Raw genomic sequence first — 15,633 nt, forward strand, 5'->3', positions numbered from 1 at the left:
GTTGCAGCGCCTCTCGTCGGGTGTCCGATCCTAGCGGCCCTCGCGTTTCTGGTCAGCTCCGTCCAGAGTGTGGGAGGGCGTGCCTGGATCAGGTCGCGATCACCACTTCGAGCGTCCGGGGACCGTGCACGCCCTCCACCCGTTCCAGCTCGATGTCGCTCGTGGCGGACGGGCCGCTGATCCACGTCTGGGTGCGCACGCCGGCCAGGGCGGCGATGGCGTCCGGCACCCCGGCGACCACCTGGTCCGCCCGCACGACCACCAGGTGGTAGTCGGGGACGAGGGTGAGGACGCGCGGGCCCTGGTCGGCGGCGTCGTGGTCGAGGACGATCGTGCCGGTCTCGGCGACGGCCACGTGGCAGGCGGTGACGACGGCGTCGGTGCGTTCGAGGGTGGCGACGTCGACGGCCGTGCGGATGACCTCCCACGAGCCCTCGCCGAGGTCCCCGCCCGCGTCACCGGGCTGCCCGCTGGCGCCTCCGCTGCGATCCCCGCCCGCGGCTCCGCCGGGGTGTGCGCCGGCGGGTGCGCTGTGGTCTTCGCCAGGCTGCCCACCGGTGCTGTCCTCGGCGTTCCGGCCAGGCTCGCCGCCCTCGCCGACCGCAACGCCCGTGGCTTCGCTGAGGTCCCCGCCCAGGGGAACCCTGAATTCGATTCTACCGACGGGGTACGACAATTCGGTCCACGCGGGCGGGGTGCCGGGGGCGGCGACCACCAGGCGCGCGCCGCGTTCCCTCAGGGCCTCGGCGATCGTCTCGGGCACGCGGTCCGCCGGGACGACGCGGACCCGTGCCCGGTAGTCCCGCAGGCGCTCGGCGAACACGTCCAGGTCACCCGGGCCGCGCCTGCCGGCCGCCCGGTAGTCGCGCGGCACGGGGGCGGGATCGCGGGGGCCCTTCGCCCGCCGCACCCTGGCCAGGACCTCGTCACGGGCGGCGCTCATCGGGACTCCCACCAGTCGCGGAACGTTTCCTTGGGCGGTTGCGGCAGGTCCCGGGCGGTCGACCAGCCCGGCAGCGGCACGTGCCTGCTCGCCACCCGGCCGAACTTGCCCAGCCGCACGAGGCGGCGCCACCGGCGGGCGTCCGACATCGCCCACGCCAGCACCCGCATCGCGGTCGACTCCGGCGTCGTCGGCTTGGCCTCCGTCACCCGCGCGCGCAGGTGCACCAGCATCGACGGGATGTCGATCGCCACCGGGCACACGTCGTAGCAGACGCCGCACAACGACGACGCGAACGGCAGCGTCGGGTTCTTGTCCACGCCCGTCAGCTGCGGCGACAGCACCGCGCCGATCGGGCCGGGGTAGGTGGAGCCGTAGGCGTGGCCGCCGGTGCGCTCGTACACCGGGCACGAGTTCAGGCACGCCGAGCACCGGATGCAGCGCAACGCCGCCCGGCCGTCCGGGTCGGCGAGCGTGGCCGTCCGCCCGTTGTCGACCAGCACGACGTGGCTGGTCTGCCCCTCGGTCGGACCCGTCCACACCGACGTGTACGGGTTCATCCGCTCGCCCGTGGACGAGCGGGGGAGCAGCTGCAGGAACACCTCCAGGTCCTGCCAGCGGGGCACGAGCTTCTCGATGCCGACGACGCTGATCAACGTCCGCGGCAGGGTCAGGCACATCCGGCCGTTGCCCTCGGACTCCACCACGACCAGCGACCCCGTCTCGGCCACGCCGAAGTTCGCGCCCGAGATCGCCACGTCCACCGTCAGGAACTTCTGCCGCAGGTGCTTGCGGGCCGCCTCGGCCAGTGCTCCGGGGTCGTCGGTCAGGTCCGGGTCGACGCCCGGCATCTCGCGCCGGAACACCTCCCGGATCTCCGACCGGTTGCGGTGGATCGCGGGCACCAGGATGTGGCTCGACCGGTCCTTGCCGAGCTGCACGATCAGCTCGGCCAGGTCGGTCTCCACCGCATGCACGCCGACGTCCGCCAACGCCTCGTTCAGGCCGATCTCGACGGTCGCCATCGACTTGACCTTGATGACCTCGCGCGTGCCGGTGGCCTTGACCAGCCCGGTGATGATCCGGTTGGCCTCGTCGGCGTCCCGCGCCCAGTGCACCTGCGTGCCCCGGCTCGTCAGCGCCTCCTCGAACCGGACCAGGTGCTCGTCCAGGTTCGCCAGCACCTCGTCCTTGATCGCCGCGCCGGCCGCGCGCAGCTCCGCCCAGTCGGGCAGCTCGCCGACGACGTTGGCCCGCTTGGCGCGGATCGTGGTGGTGGCCTTGGCCAGGTTGCGGCGCAGCTGGGCGTTGCCGAGCGACTCGCGGGCCGCCTTCGGGAACGGCGCGCCGGTCAGGTTGCCGCCGCCGGTGGGCATGCCGAGGAACGTCATCGGGTGTGCTCCAGGATCTGCGCCAGGTGCAGCGGGCGGACGCCGCTGCGCAGCCTGCTCAGGCCGCCGCCGATGTGCATCAGGCACGACGAGTCGCCCGCCGTGAGCACGCCCGCCTTCGTGCTCAGCACCGCGCTCATCTTGTCGCCGAGCATCGCGGTGGACGTGTCGGAGTTCTTCAGCGCGAACGTGCCGCCGAACCCGCAGCACGTCTCGGCGCCGGGCAGCTCGACCAGGTCGATGCCCTCGACCGCGCGCAACAGCGTCAGCGGGCGGTCCCGCACCTTCAGCACCCGCAACGAGTGGCACGTCGGGTGGTAGGTGACGCGGTGCGGGAAGTACGCGCCCACGTCGGTGACCTTCAGGACGTCAACCAGGAACTCGGACAGCTCGTAGGTGCGCGTCGCCGTGGCCGCCGCGGCCTCGGCCAGCTTCGCGTCCCCGTGCTTGCGCGCCACGTCCGCGTGCTGGTGGCGGATCGACCCCGCGCACGACCCGGACGGCGCGACGATCACGTCGGCGTGCTCGAACGCCTCGACGTGGTTGCGGATGACCGGCAGCGCCTGGCCGGGGTAGCCGGTGTTGATGTGCATCTGCCCGCAGCAGGTCTGGGCACTCGGGACGACCACCTCGTGGCCCAGCCGCTCCAGCAGCCGGACGGTGGCCTTGCCGACGTCCGGGAACAGCCCGTCGACCAGGCACGTGACGAACAGCGCGACTCTCACGTCGGCGAGCCTAGACTGTGTGGTCTGACCACACCACCCTGTGGTCTGACCACACTTCGGAGGTGTTCGGTTGTCCGGGTACGACGCCGTGCTGCGGCACGTCGAGTCCGAGCTGACGGCGGGCCGGCTCGGCGTGGGGGAGCAGCTGCCCGCCGAACGCAGGCTCGCCGAGGACCTCGGCGTCAGCCGGGCCACCGTGCGCGAGGCGATCCGCGTGCTGCAGGCGATGGGCGTGGTGCGCAGCGGCGTCGGCTCGGGGCCGGACGCGGGCACCACCGTCATCGCCGACCCGGTGAACGGCCTTGGGGCGGCCCTGCGCCTGCACCTCGCCACCCGGAGGCTGCCGATGGCCGACCTCGTCGGCACCAGGGTGATGATCGAGAGCCATTCCGTGCGCGCCGCCGCCGGCAACCCCGACCACCCGGACCTCACCCGCGCCGCCGAGCTGCTGGCCCGCATGGACGCGCCGGACGTCGACGCGCGCACGTTCCACCGGCTCGACGCCGACTTTCACGTCGCGCTCACCGCCGCCGCGGGCAACGCGGTGAACACCGCGATCATGGCCGCGCTGCGGGACGCCATCCACACGACCGTGCTGGACGCCGTGCGCGAGCTGCCCGACTGGTCGCGGACCGCCGTCCGGCTGCGTCGCGAGCACCGGTCCATCCTGCGCGCCGTCCGCGCGGGCGACGGCGAGCTGGCCGCCACCAGGGTCACCCGGCACGTCGAGGGCTTCCACCGCGAGTGGGTCCGTCACTCCGGCAGGTAGTGGCGGACGTCCTCCGCGGCCGCGAGCCGGGCGCGGATCGCCTCCAGCGTGTCGGGCGCGGCGCCGTGCGCCCTGGCCTGCACCAGCACGTTGCCCAGCGCGGTCGCCTCCACCGGACCCGCCGTGACCCGCCGCCCGGACAGGCTCGCCGTCAGCCGGCACAGCAGGTCGTTGCGCGATCCCCCGCCGACGATGTGGATCACGTCCACGTCGTGGCCGGTCAGTCCCACGGCCTGGTCGACCGTGCGGGCGTAGGCGACGGCCAGCGAGTCGAGCACGCAGCGGACCGTCTCGGCCGGCGTGCGCAACGGCCCGGTCGCCGCCGCCGCGATCCGGCGCGGCATGTCGCCCGGCGCCAGGAACGCCGGGTCGTCCACGTCGACCGTCGGGCCGCCCGGCGGCAGCGCCTCGGCCCGCGCCAGCAGCTCCGCCGGGTCGTCCACGCCCCACTCGCGCAGCGACTCCTGGAGCAGCCACAGGCCGCCCACGTTGCGCAGGAACCTGGTCCGGCCGTCCACCCCGCCCTCGTTGGTGAAGTTCAGCTCGCGGGCCCGGTCGGTGAGGACCGGTCCGGGCAGTTCGACGCCCGCCAACGACCACGTCCCGCTGGAGACGTAGGCGAAGCGCGGACCGTCGGCGGGCAGCGCCACCACCGCCGAGGCCGTGTCGTGGGAGCCGACGGACGTGACCACGGTCGTGGCGGGCAGACCGGTCGCGGCCAGCACCTCGGGGAGCAGCGGGCCGCGGACCTCGCCGGGTTCCTGCAACGGCGGGAACGGCACGTCGGGGGCCAGTTCCGCGGCCCACGTCCGCGTCCGCACGTCGAGCAGGCCGGTGGTGGAGGCGTTCGTGATCTCCGTCCGCAGCTCTCCGGTCAGCCGGTACGCCAGCAGGTCCGGCAGGAGGACGACGTGCGCCGCCTTGTCCCACAGCGGCGACGAGCGTTCGGCTTCCAGCTGGTACAGGGTGGTGAAGGGCAGGTGCTGGAGCCCGTTGACCGCGTACAACGCCTCCGGTGACGTGCGTCGGTGCACGCGGGCGACGGCGTCGGCGGTCCGGCCGTCGCGGTAGGCGACCGGCTCGGCCAGCACCGTGCCGTCCTCGGCGAGGAGGCCGTAGTCGACGGCCCACGTGTCGATGCCGATCGACACCACGTCCGGGAACCGGCGCGCCAGGGCGCGCAGGCCGGTCAGCACCTCCCGGTAGAGCCTCGTGAAGTCCCACCGGAGGTGCCCGTCGAGCGTGACCACGCCGTTGGGGAACCGGTGCACCACGTGCAGCGTGGTCCGGTCGCCGTCCACCACGCCGGCGACGACCCGCCCGCCCGAGGCGCCGATGTCGACAGCTCCGAAAACCCTCGCGACGGACGACATGCGCTGCTCCACGGATGCTTGAATCGTTTCAAACACCCAGCAGTCAAGCGCCCGTGCCCCACCCGTGTCAAGGATCGCCGTCCGAACCCGTCACGCGTCCGAGGTCGGTGGCGGGCCGGGCGGACGTGACGGAGTCCGGCCCCCGGGAGGGCCGGGGACCGGACTCCACCGCGCGGCTAGCCCGTCCGTCGCTCTTCGACCCGGCCGAGCAGCACCAGCGCGGCGCAGATGAGCACCACGTTCTTCAGCACGAACTCGCCGTTCGTGGTCAACAGGAGGGGATTGCCCCCGGTCATCACCAGAGCGGGCGCCTGGACGAAGACCAGGAACGTCCCCGCCAGGTGGGCCGCCACGACGACCAACGTCAGCCGCGGCAGCCGCCCGATCAGCAACGCCACCCCCAACGCGACCTCGAACCACCCCAGCGCGGGCACCAGGAAACCCTGGTCGACCCACGGCACGGCGGCGCCGACGAGGTGCGCGACCGGCGAGTCACCGGTCACCTTCAGCACTCCGAACCAGACGAACACGACACCGATCGAGATCCGCAGGGCCGGCGGGGCCACGCGGTCGAGGTGCCGCCACGGGATGGTCCGCTCCCCCAAGCGGGCCGTCACGGTCAGTCTCCCAACGGGTTGAGCAGGTCCGCCTTGCCCTCGAAGGCGAACAGCAGCAGGTCGGTCATCCGGAACGTCTGCGAGTCCGGACCGAACGCGGGCCGCCACGACGGCTCGCGGACGATCGACGTGCGGCTGCCCTCCATGGCGCGGTGGAACACCTCGGCCACGATCCGGCCGCCGACCGGCCCGAGCAGGCCCCCGTTGAACTCCGCCTCCCGCAGGGCGTAGAGCCACAGCGGGGTCGCGGCGGTCACCGCGGCCTTCTGCGCGTCGGTCAGCGAGTCCAGCGCGGCGCCCTGGTTCCCGACGAGGACCTGCTCGTCGGTCAACGGCTCCACGCCGAAGAACTCGGCCATCTGCTGCCCGCTCGCCAGCCGGACCATGTTGGCCCGGGTCAGGTTGCGGAACGCCAGGTTGCGCTGGATCTCCGGGAACGTCGTGCCCCGCCCGTCGAACGAGCCGGCGGGCAGCTGCCGCAACGGGTTCACCAGCAGGCTGTCGACCCGCTTGGTGACGTTGCCGCCGTCCTCGGTGGGCGGCACGAGGTCCGGCCGGTCGGCTTCGGTGAAGTCGTACAGCCGGCGGAAGTCCGCGATCCAGTTGGTGGGCAGCGTGTCCACCGTGCCCGAGTTCGGGTTGTCCAGGTCCGGCAGCTGCGAACCGGGGTCGAAGTTGCCGGAGGTCCCGGTGAAGACGAACAACAGGAACAGCGTGGCGACACCGCCGGGGCCGTCCGTGTTGAACACCCGGTTCCACTGGTACGCGCCCCGGATCATGCTGTGGCCCAACCGGTACGCCGCCACCGAGAACTCCAGCGGCATGGTCGGCTGCAACCCGTGGGGCGACTTGCCGCGACCGGGCGCCTCGAAGAAGCGCCGGCCGTTGGCGAACACGTCGTCCACGATCGCCGGGTCCACGATCCGCGGCAGGAAGTCGGTGCGGAGCATCCACTGGTAGTGGCGCACCACCTGCTCGCGCGCCGCGGTGAACAGCCGCCGCCCGGTCAGGCCGCGCAGCGCCAGCTCGTCCACGACCCGGTTGTGGAACCTGATGAACGCCAGGTGGGTCTGGGCGATCACGAGGTTCTCGTCGTTGCGGGTGTCCGGGATGAGCGGCTTGCGCCGGTCGGCCCCGGTCGTGCCGGCGGCCCCGAACCGCGGCAGGTCGAACCCCTCCAGCGGGACGTTGACCCGCTCGTCGGGGAACGGTGTCGGCGACGTGGTGCCGACCTTCAGCTTCACGCCGTCGGCGGCGTAGAAGACCCGGTCGTGGCGGTCGCCGGGACCGCGGCCGTACACCGAGTCCAGGTCGAGCGCCGGTGAGCGGCCCTGCATCAGGTCGCCCAGGTTCACGTCGTCGCCGAGCTGCGACTCGGTGCGGTCCATGGTCAGGTCGTGGTCCACGAACTGGCCGAGGTAGGTGAACCCCGCCGGGATCGGCGGGTTCGCGGAGTCGAGCTGCGGGACGTCCGCCGTCATGGCGGTGGCCAGGGCCGTCCTGGTCTCCTCGTCGAGCGGTGTCCCCTCCGGCCCCAGCCGCGAGAAGCGGAACCGGCGCAACTCCTCCACGGTGAGCGGCTGACGCGTGGTCGCCGCCCCGTTGCGGTCGAACTCCAGGACTCCTTCGCCCACGACGAAGAAGCTGTTCGCACCGTGCTGCTTCATAGACCCCCCCAGGTCTGTGTTTCCCGGAAGCACCGGGCAGGACGGACGCACCCCCTGTGTGCCGCCCTGTACTACACATGTACCAGGTTCTGTCCATCAGATACACGGACTAGCGGGTTGCTCCGGATGTATTAATCCATCCGAGTGGGAAAGTGCCCGGTCGTGCCCGTTCGGCGGCACCTGTCGCCAGGAAAATTTCCTCCCCGTGACCCGCGCATCGCCGTGCGCGACGGCCCGGCCTCCACTGTGGTCGCTTGACCGGACATCCCCGCCCGCCCGCACGAGCTGAACCACGCGCCGCTCGGCCGGGATCGCGCCCCGACCGAGCGGTGGCGGTTGGTGGAGCCGCGGTTCCGGACGGCGCGGGCGTCGACGTGCTGGACGTGCCGAGGGACCGGTTCCTGGCGGACGTCGACTGTGGGCGACGAGCCGGAGGTGTCCGAAGAGGACGAGCCGGCGGCCCTCCTTCACCGCCGCGACGGACGACGACGACGTGCGCGCCGCGTTCGACACCGACGCCTACCGCGTGCCGCCGGTGGTCACCTCGCACCGCCCCGGTCAGGAGCCGGTGGAGGTGCTGTTGCGCTGAGCCGCGTGGCGGGCGGTGCTCGGGCTGAGGCGGTTCATCACGGCCAGGTACGACGTGGGGAACAGGCGCGCCAGGATGTCCGGGGCGACGGCGGTCCACGCGATCAGCACGCGGCCCTTGCGCTTCTCGACGCCCGCGAGGATGCGCTCGGCGGCCTTGTCGGCGGGGTAGGTCAGGAGCTTGGCGAAGTTCTCCTTGCCCCGCGCGGCCTCGGCCTCGTCGACGCCGGACGCCACCCGTGCGCTCTCCGCGATCCGGGTGCGGATGCCGCCGGGGTGCACGCACGTGACGCCGACGCCCCGGTCGGCCAGCTCGTGGCGCAGCGACTCGGTGAACCCGCGCAGCGCGAACTTGCTGGACGAGTACGCGGACTGGCCGGGCGGTCCGATGAGGCCGAACAGGCTCGACACGTTGACCACGTGGCTGCCGGGCGAGGCGAGCAGCGTCGGCAGCAGCAGGCGGGTCAACGCGACCGGCGCGCGGAAGTTGACGTCCATCACCCAGTCGAACTCGTCCGCGCTCACCTGCTCGAACGTGCCGCTCAGCGCCACGCCCGCGTTGTTGACCAGCAGGGTGACGCGCGGGTTGGTGGCGAGCACGCGCGCCGCGACGCCGTCCAGCCCGGCGACGTCGGCCAGGTCCGCCACCACCGACTCGACCCGCACCCCGCGGATCTTCGCGGCCACGGCGGCGAGCCGCTCGGCGTCCCGGTCGATCAGCACGAGGTGGCTGCCGCGCCGCGCCAGCCCGTGCGCGAGGTGTTCGCCCATGCCGCCGGCCGCGCCGGTCACGACCGCCGTGCCGCTCGCGAACCGGTAGCGCGAGAGCTGGGACATCGGGCCTCCTCAGGGTGTCGGTGACACCAGTGTGGCGCGGACGGGGTCCGCGGGCTTGACTTCGGGCGACAGAGATTGACCTCGCGCGACATTCGGGTGACGACTCCCGACCCGCAAGTGACGACGTCCGACGTCACGTGCCGCGTCGGACGGCGCTCGGCGTCATGCCCCACCACCGGCGGCAGCACCGGCTGAGCGCGGACTGCTCGGACAGCCCGAGCATGCCCGCGACCTGGCTCATCGGCATGTCCGTGGTGGTCAGGTACCGCTTGGCCGCCGCCTGCCGCACCTCGTCCAGCACGGCGGCGAACGTGGTGCCCTCGGCGGCGAGTCGGCGTTGCACCGTGCGCGGGTGGAGGTCGACCAGCCGGGCCACCGCGCCGATCTCCGGCGGGAACGTGCCCAGCGACCGGGTCAGCACGCCGCGCACGCGTGCGGTGAGGTTCGCGCCCTCGCCCGGCGACTGCTCCGCCAGGAACGCCAGCGCCAGCCGCCACACCCGCTCGTCGCCGCCCGCCAGCGGCTGGTGCGCCAGGGCCCGCGGCATCCGCAGCATCGGCGCGTCCTGTCCGATGTGGACGGTCACGCCGAAGAACTCCTCGTACGCGGCGAGAGGCGCGGGCGGGTGGTACGGCAGCTCGACGCTGCGCAGCCCGTACCGGCCGCCCAGCAGGTACGTGATCGACCGGTGCAGGAAGCCCAGCCCCAGGTCGGTCGCCTGCACCGACACCGGCAGACCGGGCGGCGGGCCGTAGCGCAGCGCGGCGAGGTCCGGCGCGCCGTACGGGTCGTCCACCATCGCCAGGCTCAACGACCGGGCGTGCACGAACAGGTAGCGCGAGGTGCACTCCAGCGCGTCCGCGACGGTCGGCGAGTTCTGGATGGCCAGGGCCAGCGGGCCGAGCATGCCGAAGTCCTGCCGCGCCGCGACGCGCAACCCCAGGTCGGGGCACCGCAGCTCGGCGGCGGCGACCTCCAGCACGTCCGCCATCACCCGGTCGGACACCAGCAGGTCGTCCACGTCGAGCGCGGCCACGGGCAGGCCGGCCGCGCGGGCGTAGTCCTCGGCCCGGCCGCCCAGCTCCGCCACGGTCGCGCGGAACCCGCGCAGGCCCGCCGACCGGATCACCGACATGTCGTACAGGGTCAAATAGTTGTCGTCCCCGGTCAAGAACCGCGCCGGGGCCTCCAGCACACTGGACCCATGACGACCCCCGAGCACCTCGACGTCGTGATCGTGGGCGCCGGACTGTCCGGTGTCGGCGCGGCCTACCGGCTGCGCGAGGAGTGCCCCGGCAAGTCCGTCGCGATCCTCGAAGCCCGCGACGCCCTGGGCGGGACGTGGGACCTCTTCCGGTACCCGGGCATCCGGTCGGACTCGGACATGTTCACCCTCGGGTACCCGTTCAAGCCGTGGCGGGAGGCGAAGTCGATCGCCGACGGGCCGTCGATCCTGGCCTACATCCGCGCCACCGCCGAGGAGTTCGGCATCGACCGGCTGATCCGCTACCGGACCAAGGTGGTGGCCGCCGACTTCGACACCGCGGCCGCGCGCTGGACGCTGACGCTGAGCCGCCGCGACGAGTCCGGCGCCGTCACCGAGAGCACGCTGACCTGCGACTTCCTCTACTCGTGCGCGGGCTACTACGACTACGACCAGGGCCACGACCCGGTGTTCCCCGGCGTCGAGTCGTTCCGCGGCGAGGTCGTGCGGCCGCAGTTCTGGCCCGACGACCTCGACTACGCGGGCAAGCGGGTGGTGGTCATCGGCAGCGGCGCGACCGCGGTGACCCTCGTGCCGTCGATGGCCGACACCGCCGCGCACGTCACCATGCTCCAGCGCTCGCCGACGTGGATCGGCGTGGTGCCGGGCCGCGACAAGCTCGCCGACAAGGTCCGCGAGCTGCTGCCGCCGAACGCCGCGCACCGGTTGATCCGGACCAAGAACATCCTGTTCGGGCTGGCGTTCTACCAGTTCTGCCGCCGCTGGCCGAAGGCCGCGCGCAAGGTGCTCACCGGTCTGTCCACGAAGGTCCTCGGCGACGCCGACGCGGTGCGCGAGCACTTCACGCCGACCTACGACCCGTGGGACCAGCGGCTCTGCGCTATCCCGGACGCCGACCTGTTCCGCGCGGTCAAGGCGGGCCGGGCGTCGGTCGTCACCGACCACGTCGACGCGTTCACGCCCGACGGCGTCCGGCTCGCGTCCGGCCGGGTCCTCCCGGCGGACGTCGTGGTCACCGCCACCGGGCTGCGGCTGCTGGCGCTCGGCGGGATCGCGCCGAGCGTGGACGGGCGGCCGGTCGTGCTGTCCGAGCAGTTCATCTGGCGCGGTGCGATGATCACCGGGCTGCCGAACTTCGCCGTGTGCGTCGGCTACACGAACGCGTCGTGGACGCTGCGGGCCGACCTGACGTCACGGCTGGTGTGCCGGGTGGTCAACCACATGGACCGGCACGGGTACGCGTCGGTCGTCGCCACGCCGGACCGCGAACTCGCCCGCCGCCCGCTGCTCGACCTGGCCTCCGGGTACATCCAGCGGGCCATCGACGCGTTCCCGCGCCAGGGCGACCGCGGCCCGTGGCGGGTGCGGCAGAACTACGTGCTCGACGCCGTGTCCACGTTGCGCGGCGACCTGAGCCGCCAGCTCGTCGGCACGCGCCGCGCCGCCGTGCGCCGGTCCGACGGGGTCGGCCGGGTCCGGACGGCCGCCGACGGGTGATCAGGGCAGCTTGACGCCGGTGATCGCGGCGCAGGCGGCGAGCAGGCCTTCCTGCAGGTCCACGTCGTACGCGGCGGGGTTGGCGGGCAGCTCCTCGCGCCACTTGAAGTAGCGGCCGGTGACGGTGGCGGCGGGCTCGTCGCTGGTCGCGAGCCAGACCTGGGTGTCCGCGCCCTTCGGCAGCTCGTCGGTCGCGTTCGGGCCGCCCAGCTTGGTCTTGATCCAGCCGGGGTCCACCGCGTTGCTCAGCACGTCCGGCCACCGGCGGGCCACCGCGAACGCCAGCGCCACGTCCAGCAGCTTCGAGTCCGAGTACGCCTGCATGCCGTCCCACGGGCCGCGCTCGTGCTGGAGGTCGTCGAGGTCCGCGACGCCCTGCGCCTCCAACCCCGAGGTCAGGTAGACGAGCCGGCGGGGACGCGGCATCAGCGCGGTCAGCAGGTACGGGGCCAGCACGTTCACCTGGAACAGCAGCTCCAGGCCGTCCTCGGTGACCGTGCGCTCGGCCAGCCCGCCGCCGAGCCCGGCGTTGTGGACCACCACGTCGCACGGCTCGGCCGCCGCCGCCAGCTCCCTGGTCTGCTCCAGGGACGCGAGGTCGCCGACCACGACGCCGGCGGCGCCCGGCACGGCGGCGAGGGCCTGCCCGGCCCGTGCCGCGTCGCGCGCGTGCAGCACCACCCGGTGACCCTGTGCGGCCAGCGTCGCCGCCGTCTCCCGACCGATACCGTCCGACGATCCCGTCACCAGAACGCTCACCATGCGCCGCAGCCTACAGTGGGAGCGCTCCCAGAGCGCTTCGCGACGCGGTCGAGCCCGGCCCTGGCGGTGCCGGGAACGGCGTGACGTGGCTGGACGGGGCGCCGGTCGTCCCGCGCGTCCCTGCGACGGTGATCCCGGCCGGCGCTGCCGGGATCTCAGACGAGTCCGGCGAGCAGCGCGGCGGCCTCCTCCGGGTGGACCAGCGGACCCAGGTGGCTCGTGTGGAGGCTGTGCACGTCGAACGGGTTGTCCGGCGTCAGCGCGTCCGCCTCGCGGATGAACCGGTCCTGCAGCTCGATCGGGAGCGAGCGGTCGGCGGTGAGCCGGACGTAGGTGTGCGGCAGGCGGCTCCAGACCGCCGGGTCGACGCGGTCGTCGCCCGAGTCCAGGCTGTCGTCCGGCTCCAAGGTGTTCAACGCGGCCAGGAACTCCGACTCCGTGCCCTCGTCCAGCAGCGCGGTCTTCAACCGGGCCAGCACGGCGGGGTCGGCGGTCCGCCAGTTCAGCCGCAGCGCCCCGAGGTCGGCGGGGTTCGCGGCGAGCAGGCCGCCGAGGTCGGCGAGCAGGCTCGACGCGTTCTCCGGCGCCGCCGTGTACCCGGCGGCGCCCAGCTCGACGCAGCACCACGCGGACAGGTAGACGACCCGGTGGAGGAGGTCGGGCGCCGCGTTCGCGACCGACGTCACGGTCATCCCGCCCCGGCTGTGCCCGACCAGCACGACCGGCCCGTGCTCCGCCGCGCGCCGCACCACGTCGATGACGTGGGCGACGGCGTCGGCGTGGCTCGCGCCCGCGATGCCGGCCGGCGCGGTGGCCAGGGCGGCCGGGTCCTGCGGCGCCTGGTAGGCCGCCGTGAACGTGGCGCCGAAGCCGTGGCCGGGCAGGTCCACGGCCAGCGCCCGGTGGCCGCGCAGGGTCAGCTCGCGGATCATGGGGGACCAGTGGAACGAGCTGCTGCCGGTGCCGTGGACGAAGACGAAGATCGCGTTCATGCCGTGATCCTCACACCCTGCCGTGACCGGGCCGGCGGCACGCACGCGTCCACGCCCACGACCGGGCCGGCGGCACGCACGCGACCATGCCCGCGTCCACGCCCGTGACCAGGCGCCACCTCGACGGTGGACTCCGTCACACCCGTTTGATCGGTGCCGGGCGGGCAATTCCCCCGCCATGGTGAAACGCGCGGGACCGGCCCTGGTGCTCGGTCTGGGGATCGGTGGGTTCGTGGACGGCATCGTCGCCCACCAACTGCTCGGCTGGCACCACATGCTGTCGGGCTGGTACCCCGACGACATGGCGCTCAACATGCGCGGTGACGGGCTGTTCCACCTGCTGTGCCTGGTGCTCGTGCTGGTCGGCGTCGGCCTGCTCAACCGCGCGGCCCCGCTGCCGTCCCGGGTGCTGTGGGGCGGGGTGCTCGCCGGGTGGGGCGTGTTCAACCTGGTCGAAGGGTTGATCGACCACCAGTTGCTCGGCGTCCACCACGTCCGGTCCGGACCGGACCAGCTCGCCTACGACCTCGGGTTCCTGGCGCTGGGACTGCTGCTGGTCGTGGTCGGCGGGCTGCTGGCGAAGGCCGGGCGCCGTGGGTGACCGGGAACGCCTCCGCCGGGCGGCGGCCGACGTGTTCGGCTGGCCGCGGTTGCGCGACGAGCAGATCGACGCCATGGAACAGGTGCTGGCCGGGCGGGACGTGTTCGTCGTGCTGCCCACCGGCGCGGGCAAGTCGGCGGTCTACCAGGTGCCCGGCGTGCTGCTGGACGGCCTGGTCGTCGTCGTGTCGCCGCTGATCGCGTTGCAGCGCGACCAGGTGGCCGCCCTGCGGGAGAACGGCGCGCCGCCCGCCGTGCTGGTGAACTCGGCGCAGTCCGAAGTGGACAACAAGGCCGCGTGGGACGCCGTGGAGCGCGGCGAGGCGCGGTACCTGTTCGTGTCGCCCGAACAGCTCGCCAAGCCCGAGGTGCTGGACCGGCTGGGGCGGCCCGCGTTGTTCGTGGTGGACGAGGCGCACTGCGTGTCCGCGTGGGGCCACGACTTCCGGCCCGACTACCTGCGCCTGGGCACGGCGGTGGAGCGGGTCGGCCGGCCGCCGCTGCTGGCCCTCACCGCGACCGCTGGCGCGACCGTCCGCGAGGACGTCATCACCCACCTGGGGATGCGTGACCCGGTCGTCGTGGCGCTCGGCTTCGACCGGCCGAACCTGTCGTTGGACGTGCGGATGTTCACGGACGACGACGGCAAGCGGCGGGCCGTGCGCGACTGGGTGGTCGACGCGCCGAAGCCGGGGCTGGTCTACGTCGCGACCCGCAAGGACTCCCGCCGGTACGCGGAGGAGCTGGCGGCCGCGGGGGTGTCCGCGCAACCGTTCCACGCCGGGATGAAGGCCGCCGACCGGGAACGCGTGCAGGACGACTTCATGCGCGGCCGGGTCGACGTGGTGGTGGCGACGTCCGCGTTCGGCATGGGCATCGACAAGCCGGACGTGCGGTTCGTCGCGCACGCGTCCGCGCCCGGTTCGCTGGACGCCTACTACCAGGAGATCGGCCGGGCCGGGCGGGACGACGAGCCCGCGCGGGCCGTGCTGTTCTACCGGCCGCAAGACCTGGGCCTGCAACGGTTCCTGCAGTCGCGGCACGTCGACCGGGACGGCCTGGAGGCGCTGGCGGAGGTCATCCGCGACCACCCCGGCCTGCGGGTCACCGAGCTGGCGCGCGAGATCGGGCAGTCCCGGCGCAAGGTCACCACCGGCGTGAACCTGCTGGAGCGCGCCGGCGCCGCCGTGGCCGAGAAGGCGCGGTTCCGGCTGGTGGCCGAACCGTCCAGCGCGGCCGACCAGGCGGTCGGGGAAGCCGAGCGGCTGCACCGGCTGGACCGGTCGCGGATCGAGGTCATGCGGGCCTACGCGGAGACCAGGGCGTGCCGGCGGCAGCACCTCCTCGGCTACTTCGGCGAGGTGCTGGAACGGGCCTGCGGCAACTGCGACACGTGCCACAGCGGCGACGCGGGCACGGGCGTGTCGGCGAACCCGGAGTACCCGGCGCAGTCCCGCGTCCACCACGCCGAGTTCGGCTCCGGCACGGTGGTGCAGAGCGAGGCCGACCGGCTGACCGTGCTGTTCGAGGAGGTCGGGTACAAGACGCTGTCGCTGGAGGCGGTGCACGCGGCGGACGTGCTCGGCCGCCACCCGTCCCCGTGACGGCCGCCGGACCGCGCGGCCGGCGCCCCGGACCACCCGGGGC

The 15,633-nt window shown here is 73.3% G+C and carries 14 protein-coding genes; 4 read left to right on the plus strand and 10 right to left on the minus strand.

Annotated features, from left to right (window positions below):
- Positions 1-88 precede the first annotated feature (88 nt).
- The 3 genes from ACFQ3T_RS16895 to ACFQ3T_RS16905 are packed head-to-tail and all read right to left on the minus strand — an operon-like array spanning position 89 to position 3,059.
- On the minus strand, positions 89-943 hold the full coding sequence (locus ACFQ3T_RS16895) for a LutC/YkgG family protein (protein WP_380724227.1): 855 nt from the start codon (positions 941-943) through the stop codon (positions 89-91).
- A complete protein-coding gene (locus ACFQ3T_RS16900; protein ID WP_380724228.1) occupies positions 940-2,334 on the minus strand; it encodes a LutB/LldF family L-lactate oxidation iron-sulfur protein in 1,395 nt (464 codons plus the stop codon). Before ACFQ3T_RS16900 ends, ACFQ3T_RS16895 begins: the two co-directional genes overlap by 4 nt.
- Positions 2,331-3,059, minus strand: coding sequence for a (Fe-S)-binding protein (locus tag ACFQ3T_RS16905; RefSeq protein ID WP_380724229.1), 729 nt, complete (start codon positions 3,057-3,059; stop codon positions 2,331-2,333). The genes ACFQ3T_RS16900 and ACFQ3T_RS16905 overlap by 4 nt, the downstream gene beginning before the upstream one ends.
- Before the next feature lie 70 nt (positions 3,060-3,129).
- Between ACFQ3T_RS16905 and ACFQ3T_RS16910 the strand changes: the two genes are divergently transcribed.
- Complete coding sequence (locus ACFQ3T_RS16910; protein ID WP_380724230.1) at positions 3,130-3,828, plus strand: FadR/GntR family transcriptional regulator; 699 nt, start codon at positions 3,130-3,132, stop codon at positions 3,826-3,828.
- On the opposite strand, the gene ACFQ3T_RS16915 is transcribed toward ACFQ3T_RS16910, so the two are convergent.
- From ACFQ3T_RS16915 to ACFQ3T_RS16935, 5 genes are all read right to left on the minus strand, one after another.
- Positions 3,813-5,201, minus strand: coding sequence for a rhamnulokinase (locus ACFQ3T_RS16915; protein ID WP_380724231.1), 1,389 nt, complete (start codon positions 5,199-5,201; stop codon positions 3,813-3,815). The genes ACFQ3T_RS16910 and ACFQ3T_RS16915 overlap by 16 nt on opposite strands.
- Before the next feature lie 176 nt (positions 5,202-5,377).
- Positions 5,378-5,818: a DoxX family membrane protein gene (locus ACFQ3T_RS16920; protein ID WP_380724232.1), complete on the minus strand. Its 441-nt coding sequence runs from the start codon at positions 5,816-5,818 to the stop codon at positions 5,378-5,380.
- Between the two features lie 2 nt (positions 5,819-5,820).
- Positions 5,821-7,485, minus strand: coding sequence for a peroxidase family protein (locus ACFQ3T_RS16925; RefSeq protein WP_380724233.1), 1,665 nt, complete (start codon positions 7,483-7,485; stop codon positions 5,821-5,823).
- Between the two features lie 558 nt (positions 7,486-8,043).
- Positions 8,044-8,910 (minus strand): SDR family NAD(P)-dependent oxidoreductase, encoded by an 867-nt coding sequence (locus ACFQ3T_RS16930; protein ID WP_380724234.1) that lies wholly within the window; start codon positions 8,908-8,910, stop codon positions 8,044-8,046.
- A 133-nt stretch (positions 8,911-9,043) separates the two neighbouring features.
- Positions 9,044-10,045, minus strand: a complete 1,002-nt coding sequence (locus ACFQ3T_RS16935) for an AraC family transcriptional regulator (protein ID WP_380724235.1) — start codon at positions 10,043-10,045, stop codon at positions 9,044-9,046.
- A 69-nt stretch (positions 10,046-10,114) separates the two neighbouring features.
- Here ACFQ3T_RS16935 and ACFQ3T_RS16940 point away from each other — a divergent pair, with 69 nt between their 5' ends.
- On the plus strand, positions 10,115-11,632 hold the full coding sequence (locus tag ACFQ3T_RS16940) for a flavin-containing monooxygenase (protein WP_380724236.1): 1,518 nt from the start codon (positions 10,115-10,117) through the stop codon (positions 11,630-11,632).
- Here ACFQ3T_RS16940 and ACFQ3T_RS16945 read toward each other — a convergent pair whose 3' ends face one another.
- Complete coding sequence (locus ACFQ3T_RS16945; protein WP_380724237.1) at positions 11,633-12,394, minus strand: SDR family NAD(P)-dependent oxidoreductase; 762 nt, start codon at positions 12,392-12,394, stop codon at positions 11,633-11,635.
- A 155-nt stretch (positions 12,395-12,549) separates the two neighbouring features.
- Positions 12,550-13,386 carry an alpha/beta fold hydrolase gene (locus tag ACFQ3T_RS16950; protein WP_380724238.1) on the minus strand — a complete coding sequence of 279 codons (837 nt, stop codon included), beginning with the start codon at positions 13,384-13,386 and terminating at the stop codon, positions 12,550-12,552.
- Between the two features lie 178 nt (positions 13,387-13,564).
- On the opposite strand from ACFQ3T_RS16950, the gene ACFQ3T_RS16955 reads away from it, so the two are divergent.
- Positions 13,565-13,987, plus strand: a complete 423-nt coding sequence (locus tag ACFQ3T_RS16955; RefSeq protein WP_380724239.1) for a DUF2243 domain-containing protein — start codon at positions 13,565-13,567, stop codon at positions 13,985-13,987.
- Complete coding sequence (locus tag ACFQ3T_RS16960; RefSeq protein WP_380724240.1) at positions 13,980-15,590, plus strand: RecQ family ATP-dependent DNA helicase; 1,611 nt, start codon at positions 13,980-13,982, stop codon at positions 15,588-15,590. The genes ACFQ3T_RS16955 and ACFQ3T_RS16960 overlap by 8 nt, the downstream gene beginning before the upstream one ends.
- Positions 15,591-15,633 lie beyond the last annotated feature (43 nt).

The organism is Saccharothrix hoggarensis (assembly GCF_042678885.1).
Classification (GTDB): Bacteria; Actinomycetota; Actinomycetes; order Mycobacteriales; family Pseudonocardiaceae; genus Actinosynnema; species Actinosynnema hoggarensis.

Coding starts and splice junctions, on each gene's coding strand:
- ACFQ3T_RS16895 (WP_380724227.1), bottom strand. CDS start 943: ATGAGCGCCGCCCGTGACGAGGTCCTGGCCAGGGTGCGGCGGGCGAAG.
- ACFQ3T_RS16900 (WP_380724228.1), bottom strand. CDS start 2,334: ATGACGTTCCTCGGCATGCCCACCGGCGGCGGCAACCTGACCGGCGCG.
- ACFQ3T_RS16915 (WP_380724231.1), bottom strand. CDS start 5,201: ATGTCGTCCGTCGCGAGGGTTTTCGGAGCTGTCGACATCGGCGCCTCG.
- ACFQ3T_RS16925 (WP_380724233.1), bottom strand. CDS start 7,485: ATGAAGCAGCACGGTGCGAACAGCTTCTTCGTCGTGGGCGAAGGAGTC.
- ACFQ3T_RS16930 (WP_380724234.1), bottom strand. CDS start 8,910: ATGTCCCAGCTCTCGCGCTACCGGTTCGCGAGCGGCACGGCGGTCGTG.
- ACFQ3T_RS16935 (WP_380724235.1), bottom strand. CDS start 10,045: ATGTCGGTGATCCGGTCGGCGGGCCTGCGCGGGTTCCGCGCGACCGTG.
- ACFQ3T_RS16940 (WP_380724236.1), top strand. CDS start 10,115: ATGACGACCCCCGAGCACCTCGACGTCGTGATCGTGGGCGCCGGACTG.
- ACFQ3T_RS16945 (WP_380724237.1), bottom strand. CDS start 12,394: ATGGTGAGCGTTCTGGTGACGGGATCGTCGGACGGTATCGGTCGGGAG.
- ACFQ3T_RS16950 (WP_380724238.1), bottom strand. CDS start 13,386: ATGAACGCGATCTTCGTCTTCGTCCACGGCACCGGCAGCAGCTCGTTC.
- ACFQ3T_RS16955 (WP_380724239.1), top strand. CDS start 13,565: ATGGTGAAACGCGCGGGACCGGCCCTGGTGCTCGGTCTGGGGATCGGT.